General features: G+C 43.5%; 6 protein-coding genes and 1 CRISPR repeat array. Of the genes, 2 read left to right on the forward strand and 4 right to left on the reverse strand.

Annotation, left to right across the window (positions count from 1 at the left end):
- The 4 genes from ABYB02_RS11950 to ABYB02_RS11965 form a co-directional block, all read right to left on the reverse strand.
- On the reverse strand, positions 1–449 hold a 449-nt coding region (locus ABYB02_RS11950; protein WP_372762673.1), incomplete at its 3' end, for an alkaline phosphatase D family protein.
- The gene (locus ABYB02_RS11955) at positions 446–1585 is read right to left on the reverse strand and encodes an alkaline phosphatase family protein (protein ID WP_372762674.1); all 1140 of its coding nucleotides are present in this window, start codon (positions 1583–1585) and stop codon (positions 446–448) included. The genes ABYB02_RS11950 and ABYB02_RS11955, both read right to left, overlap by 4 nt.
- Before the next feature lie 69 nt (positions 1586–1654).
- Positions 1655–4024, reverse strand: a complete 2370-nt coding sequence (locus tag ABYB02_RS11960) for a TonB-dependent receptor domain-containing protein (protein WP_372762675.1) — start codon at positions 4022–4024, stop codon at positions 1655–1657.
- Between the two features lie 197 nt (positions 4025–4221).
- On the reverse strand, positions 4222–5265 hold the full coding sequence (locus ABYB02_RS11965) for an alkene reductase (protein ID WP_372762678.1): 1044 nt from the start codon (positions 5263–5265) through the stop codon (positions 4222–4224).
- Between the two features lie 257 nt (positions 5266–5522).
- On the opposite strand from ABYB02_RS11965, the gene ABYB02_RS11970 reads away from it, so the two are divergent.
- Positions 5523–5912: a DUF2750 domain-containing protein gene (locus tag ABYB02_RS11970; RefSeq protein ID WP_372762676.1), complete on the forward strand. Its 390-nt coding sequence runs from the start codon at positions 5523–5525 to the stop codon at positions 5910–5912.
- Positions 5913–6221: 309 nt separating this feature from the next.
- The gene (locus tag ABYB02_RS11975; protein ID WP_372762677.1) at positions 6222–7166 is read left to right on the forward strand and encodes a c-type cytochrome; all 945 of its coding nucleotides are present in this window, start codon (positions 6222–6224) and stop codon (positions 7164–7166) included.
- Between the two features lie 137 nt (positions 7167–7303).
- Positions 7304–7930: direct repeats of the CRISPR family, unit length 27 nt; unit sequence TTTCTAAGCTGCCTGTGCGGCAGTGAA.
- The last annotated feature ends 1 nt before the right edge of the window (position 7931 follow it).

Raw genomic sequence — 7931 nt, forward strand, 5'->3', positions numbered from 1 at the left:
ACAGTGTGCTCACCTTCACCATACATATACGAGGTATAAATGCCATCGGGGCGAGTACGTCGTGGTGAGTTTGCCGGCTCTTGCCAAAAATCGAGCATTATTTGCCGCGACTGTTCTTTGTGCGGGTACTCTTTACCGGCATCGTTTTGGCCGTAATCGTGGTCATCCCACATAGCTATAATGGGCGTTTGCGCTTTTAGTGTTTTAAAACCGGGCTTTGCCCCTAAACGTTGATATTTATCGGCAAGGACGCTCATATTATTAGTGTCACCGTAAATGTTGTCTCCTAAAAATATAAATAAATCGCTCTGCTCTTGGTTTATGGCATCGAATATAGGAATGTCTTTATCTTGATGCCCGCACGAGCCAAACAGTATTTTAGAGGGCGCACTCAAGGCAGCAAAGCTTACAAGTAAGCTGGTTAACACTGCCGTGGTTATCATTTTCATTTTAAAATCTCATTAATAGCCGGTGCCATATTGGCATTTATTTGCTGAGGGTTTTGGCCAAGCGCTTTTAACACCGTTGCTGCAACCTGTGCCTGCTTAAGTTCAGTCGTGGTTTTAATCAAGCCGTTGCCTTTAATTGCAGGGCCAATGGCTGCAAGCCAAATATGCTCAGAGCCGACAATTCCTTCTGGGTAGGCATTCTCACCTAAATGTAGCTCAGCCAGTGCGCGCTTAGAGCTATGATGTTGCCAGTCGCTTGCATGACTACCACGGCCATGATCTGTGGTAATAATGAGGGTGGTGTTATTTTTATAACCCGGTGTTGTTTGAATGGTATTCCATAAATCAGCTATAAAGGCATCACTTTGTTTTGCCGATTTTAAATACGCATGGTAATCACCATCGTGCGCAAAGTCATCGGTTTCTCCTAAACTTATTACTAGTAATTTGGGCTTTTTAGCTAGCATATACGCTTTAGCAAACCGGTAAGTAAAGCTATCTAATCGTACATTACTCCAAGGGCTCGGAATTTCATTTTGCATGGCATTTAACAGTGGCGCATTTTCAAATAAATCCTCCTCAATTGGCATAAATCCGGCGTTAACATATACCTTACTGCGCTCAGTATTAAGTATTGCAGGAAATACATCCCAGCTACCAAATAAGGCGGTGTTATTTTTAAACGCAGGTTGGCGCTCCAAACGCTCTAATATAGTGTGATTTGGGTTAGGAATTTTATCGTTACTATTAATACCTTCATCCACTTCACCAGTAAGTATTTCGCTATAGCCCGGATACGAAAAGTACCACGGGTTACTTACCGACATCAGTGACCCTTGCGCTCGATTACCCATTATTACCCCTTGTTTAGCCACAACTTGAGTCAGGAATGGCATCAGCAGTTGCTGGCGCTTTATCGGGCTGTTATGCCAAAACTCTGTATTTAGCTGCTCAGGGTTTTTAACAAAATCGGAATTATTAATGAGGTTTTTATCTGCGCCACTAAACACTTCTTGCCAGCGCACACCGTCAAGCGTTACCAACACGACGTTTGGTGTCGTGTTTTGTACTGCCGCTGCAACGTCGCTCGCTAAGGCAATTAAACTAAATACACTTACTTTTAAAATCGTTTTCATCTTGTTACCAGCCTCTTTTTATAACAAAAAGCCCATTAATTATGGGCTTAAAATAATTTACATTACGACTTAAAAATCTGCAGTAAAGGTAACCGCCGCTGTACGAGGCGCACCAATAAAGTAACTAGTCCCATTACCTGTGCCACCTGCTAGGTAGCTTTTGTCGGTTATGTTATAAACCACAAACGAGAGATCAATGGCTTTAAACGGCCCTGCGTCTACGTCGGTTGAGTAGCCGGCATTAAAGTCGAGTACCGTGTAGCCGTCTACTTTATTGCGTGCTCGCGTGTCTTCGTCTTGCCATGCCCCTAAACGCTCACCGGTGTATTTAGCCGACAAACCAACACGAAAACCGTCACTAAAGTAATCGGTAGAGACAACGAGTAAATCTTCCGCTGTATCTATTAAGCTATCGCCTTTTTTAAAGCTCGGCGCTGCAGTGTTACCATCGTTATCTCGTAGTAATACCCCTTGTGAGTCATATGCATTTGGATCATTAGACGAATATTCAGAGCTGCTATTGGTGTACGACGAATACACACTCCAACTTGGTGTGAGCATATAGCTTGCAGAAAGCTCTAACCCTTTAGAATTGATGCCCCCTACGTTTATGTATGAGCCATTGGTGCCAATAGTGTAATCAATTCCGCCTGAATCACTGCCAGGTGCAATAAAGGTAATGCGGTTATCAAACTTAACACTGTAAGCCGTCGCGCTAAGCGTTAATTTATCGGCTTGGTAGCGTATCCCAAAATCAATGTTTTTTGCTGTTTCTGGTTCTATTTCAGTCAGTGTTGAGCTGTCGCGCTCTAGTACCCCGTCTTTAATTGCAGCAAAGTTTTCGCTGTAACTTGCAAATAATTCGGTATCGTTATTTAACTGGTATAACGCGCCCCCACTAAATAACACATCAGAGTCGCTGTCTACTTTAGCTGAGCTTTCATTGGCAAAATGATCATATTTTTGTAACTCAACTAAATACTGTTTAGCGCCAATATTTAACGTTAAATCGCCTAAGTTAATAGAGTCTTGGATGTACCATTTGAACGTATCTGTATCAAAGGTATTTTTGTACTGCGTCCAGTAAGGGGTGTTTTCAAAATGATGAAAAATACGCGCATCAATTACTTTGTGCCAATCACGCGACTCTTCTCGTTCGCTTTGCTCATACCAAAAACCAGCCTCAATATCGTGATCACCAAACGTCGCTTGGTAGTTAGCGGTTACACCTAAACGATCTTTGTTGTAATGGGTATGGCGATACGACATAACGGGAGTGGCTGTATCGTCGTAACAGGCCGGATTTAAACCAGGCCCCGACTCCCACGGCCAACTTAAGCTTGCCGTACAGCCTGGGTTAGGTGCAAGCGGGTTACCTTCGCTATCAGCAAAGCCATACGAGCCGGCATTAGTACCGCCTTGTGTTGTTGGCTCGCCGTTTTCATCAACTGGGGTTGTTAAATAAGGTGGGATCCAGTCACCACGCCCCACGTTTTTATGATAATAAGGGCTAATCGTTAATAATGATGTAGGTGAAATTGCATATTCAAACTTTAAATAACCTAAGGTGTTTTCACGCAGCGTGCCCCAACCTTCAGCAAACATTTGATCAAAATGCGGTACACCCGTCCAGTTCCACGTTAATTGATCCCAGTTGGGTGTTTGCTCAAATTGAGCAATACTCACGCTGTTGTAGTTAGTCTCACTCACATCGTCGTAAGACACACGTCCGGTTAGGGTTAAATCATTAAAATTAGATACAAACTTAAGCTCAGCATGGTGATTATCTTTACCGCCATTACTGCCTGAGCCAATCCAACGACTCGTGTCGGTTTGTGAATAGCTGACATACGCTTGAGTATTATCAAACACAGTGCCTGTTTCGTGCTTAATATAATAACGCGAAGCGTCGTGGCTGCCCGATGTATAAGCAAACGTCGTGCCTTTTTCGAGACTGGGATCTTTACTTACAAAGTTGAATGTACCGCCTAGTGCTTCAAGCGATGCCGACTTAATATCAGATGTCCCTTGGCCTACTTCAACTGTCGCCAGGTTTTCGCTATCGAGGTAACGGTTAGCTTTAGCACCGCCACCGTAATTAGACCCCCCATTGGGGATGCCATCTACCGTCATGCCGAGCTGTTGTTGATTACCGTCAATACTAAACCCACGCATCGTAATGGTAGTAGACCAATCATCACCACCAAATGCATCCCCTTCATTAATGCTAATCCCGGGCAAGTTATCAATAACAGCTAACACGCTCGAAACCGTACTTTGTTGCTCAAGCATGCCAGGTTCAATCACGTTATTTGCATAACTAATTGGCTTTGCCGTGACCGTAATTTCTTCTATTTCGTTGTTATTCGCATAAACCGATGTTGATAGCGCCATAGCGATTGCCATACTCAAAAGCGATTTGTTTTTTAAAGCGTGCATTGTTGTCCCGTTTGATTCAAATTATAAAAAGTAACTATGAAAACGGGGACAGTATCAATTTTAATTATGACAACTAAAATGAACTTTATTTACATATAAATTAAACAAATATGGAAAATTTATGGCGGCAATATGTATAAAAAAAGACACTCAAAAGTTTCCTTTTGGGTGTCTTAATAGCTAACTATAATTAACCACTATTTTAATTCAGCAAGCATGTCGTCACTGTATTCTACCAGTGTTTCGTTATTGCTAATTTTATTAATGTAATCTGGGTTGGCAATAAGTGGGCGACCAATGGCGATTAAGTCAAACTTAGCGTCGTTAATCGCCTCTTTTGCTGTTTCAAAGCTGTAACTGCCTACACCCACTAAGGTGCCTTTGTAGCCTGCACGTAAAAATTCCGAGGTGGTTTTACCTTCAAGTGAATCAAAACGGGTGCTATCGTCAAAAATGCCACCGTGTAAATAAGCTAGGTCGCGTGTTTCTAGCTGCGGTAATAAATAGTCAAATACTGCTTTATCACGGCTATCTTCGCTCATATTAAAATATGCACCCGGCGTTACCCGCATCGCAGTACGTTCGTTACCCACCGCGGCAATAACAGCATCAGTCACTTCAAGCGCAAAACGCGCCATGTTTTCTGGCGTTTGGCCGTATTCATCAGTACGCTCGTTAGCAGCATAATGTAAAAACTGGTCAATTAAATAACCATTCGCCCCATGGATCTCAACCCCATCAAAACCGGCTTCAATAGCATTTTCAGCGGCTTTGGCGTAATCGGCCACTAAACTTTTTATCTCATCTTTGCTTGCTGCTTTTGGCGTAATGTAAGTAAGCTCACGCATACGCGGTACCGAGCCCTCTACACCTATGGCCGATGGCGCAAGTACGTCACCATCAAAAAAGTGTGGATGAGCCACACGGCCAACATGCCAAAGCTGGGCAAACATTTTGCCGCCATTGTTATGAACTGCGTCGGTTACTTTTTTCCAGCCCTGAATTTGCTCACTGGTAAATAACCCTGGCGTGTTTGGATAGCCTTGTGCATCGGGGCGAATAATTGTGGCTTCACTTATAATTAATCCGGTGTCGGCACGGCGCGCATAGTAATCAACCATGGCTTGTGTAGGCACTAAATTATCGTCAGCCATACAGCGCGTAAGGGGTGCCATTAGTACACGGTTTTTAAGTTCTATACTGCTGTTTAATTGGTAAGGGGCAAGTAAGTCAATTGACATCATGGATCCTTTAATAAAGTTTTGCTAAGCACGTAACGCTTAGCCTTAATAGCAAGTGTGGAGTGTTAATATGGCCATTTTTTTCACATTCAAGGTTATTTTTGAATGATCGCTCAAATAAATAAACAACAGTTATACTCGTGGCAGCACAGACGGGATCTATGAGGTGTAAATTAAATGCCAACTTTTCACCCTAGTGTCATATAAATCGATATACTTACAACTAATAACTTAGTAATAAACATAGGGTAAGCATTATGACCACAGCAAATAACACCGCAGAACACGAGGTAATTTTAGGCCTAGGTGCCAAAAAGCGACTCAGCTTTATGTTTGAAACCACGCAGCAATATAAACAAGTATGGATTTTAAACGACGACGATGGCTGCGTGATGCTCACCAACGAAGATGACGATTGCGTACCCGTATGGCCAACCCGCGAGTTTGCACAAGCATGGGCCACTGGTGAATGGCAAGGTTGTACGCCTAAAGCCATCCCCATGCAAGATTGGATAAACCGCTGGACGCCAGGGCTAGAACAAGATGACTTACTGATTGCCGTATTTCCAACCGAAGACGACGATGGCACTATATTGTTTCCTGACGAGTTTGATACCCAACTTAAAATGACCAAAAAGAAATACTAAGCCTCTTTTAAATTTACCGCAATAAATAGCTTAGTCAGAAATACGACTAAGCTATCTCACCCCTCTACACACTTTAGTCATTATCAGCTGCAACTCATAGAGCCGTTTTTTTACACCCTATTAATAACTTTCTCTGCATTAGTGCCAATGTTTAACTATATTTTTAGAGTGCCATTTTTAATTTAAAATAACGCCTACAAAACGAGTTAAAGCCGTAGATAAATCGTAGCCTAGGCGTATACTTCAGCCTCTTTTATACCCTAGGGTCAAATTATATTTAAACTCCACCATATTGTACTTTTTTCTGTGATGTTAGCGCTGTTCGCGTGCTCTGAATCAACCCCTAAAGCCGACGCGGCAAACTCTGCCGAAAATACTGTTAGCAGTGCAGAAAAGACAACTAAGCAAAGCGTAACCCACGAACAACCACAGCCTGAGCCTGAGCCTGTGTCAGCAGTACAACAAGCTTTGCTTAATGCTCCTGTCATTACCAACTTGTCGGCCAGCCACCCTAATTCGTTATCAACCCCCAATATTAACGCGTTAGACAACAGCCCCGCATCAGACTTAATTCGCTACGGACGCTTATTAATTATTGATACCTATAACCAATTACCCAATAACGTGAATAACAAACTTAACTGTAGCTCGTGTCACTTAAACGAGGGCCGCGTAGCAAACGCCGCCCCGTATGTGGGGATGAATGTGGTGTATCCTAAATTTCGTTCACGTAATGCAAAAATAAACACCCTAGAAGAGCGTATCAATGGCTGCTTTCAGCGCTCAATGAACGGTCAACCATTAATAACCGACTCAACCCAAATGCAAGCTATTGTGAGTTACATGAACTTTCTCTCGCAAGACAAAAAAACGAAAGACGATTTAAAAGATCACAATGGTTTTGTTGCCATAAATAAAGACCTAGTACCTAACGCTGATAACGGCAAAACACTCTATGCACAACATTGTGCGAGCTGCCACCAGCTAGATGCAAACGGCTTGTACCCAAATGGCAATTACATGTTTCCCGCTGTTGCTGGTGAACACTCATTTAACGATGGCGCAGGCATGGCGCGCACCTACACCGCTGCTGCATTTATAAAAGGCAACATGCCTCTAGGCCAAGAAGGTATTTTAACTGATCAACAAGCCGTTGATATTGCCTATTACTTTAGCCACTTAGCGCGCCCTGTATTTGCCGCTAAAGCAAACGACTGGCCCGAAGGCGGCGCCCCCAAAGATGCACGCAAATAAGGTAATCGCCTAATTAAAACCACAAAGCCAGTTATTGTATTCAACTGGCTTTTTTATGGATAGTACTAATTCATGCATCCCTTTTAAATTAGCTGTGCTTGTAAGCCCCTTAGAACGGGGTTACATCGGTCACTCATCAGCTAAGCTACCTGTGCGGCAGTGAACAAATGGGACTAGAGTCCACTATTAAAATATGTTTTCTAAGCTGCCTGTGCGGCAGTGAACTTGGTCTATGGCGTCTATCATCGGATCGATTTTTTCTAAGCTGCCTGTGCGGCAGTGAACCGCTGTTGCATAAAACCAGTTTTCAGCGTGCATTTCTAAGCTGCCTGTGCGGCAGTGAACTGAAACGCCGTTACATGGTTTTCGTGCCGCTGTTTCTAAGCTGCCTGTGCGGCAGTGAACAGTCGTTGATGGCTTCTTTTGTTTTTTCGATTTTTCTAAGCTGCCTGTGCGGCAGTGAACGTGGCGCGTCTAGTGATATGGAAGAGGCTGGCTTTCTAAGCTGCCTGTGCGGCAGTGAACGCTTTTACTCAAGAAAAGCTCGACTAGGTTATTTTCTAAGCTGCCTGTGCGGCAGTGAACGAACGCACAAAGTGCATGGTCGCAAAGCCTGCTTTCTAAGCTGCCTGTGCGGCAGTGAACGGATCAATCATCGTGCAAGCTCCAGCTCTTCATTTCTAAGCTGCCTGTGCGGCAGTGAACACTCTGCTGGTGACACAACCGAGCCAGTTTAATTTCTAAGCTGCCTGTGCGGCAGTGAAC

Origin of the sequence: Pseudoalteromonas sp. (assembly GCF_041613455.1) — a bacterium.
Lineage (GTDB): Bacteria > Pseudomonadota > Gammaproteobacteria > Enterobacterales > Alteromonadaceae > Pseudoalteromonas.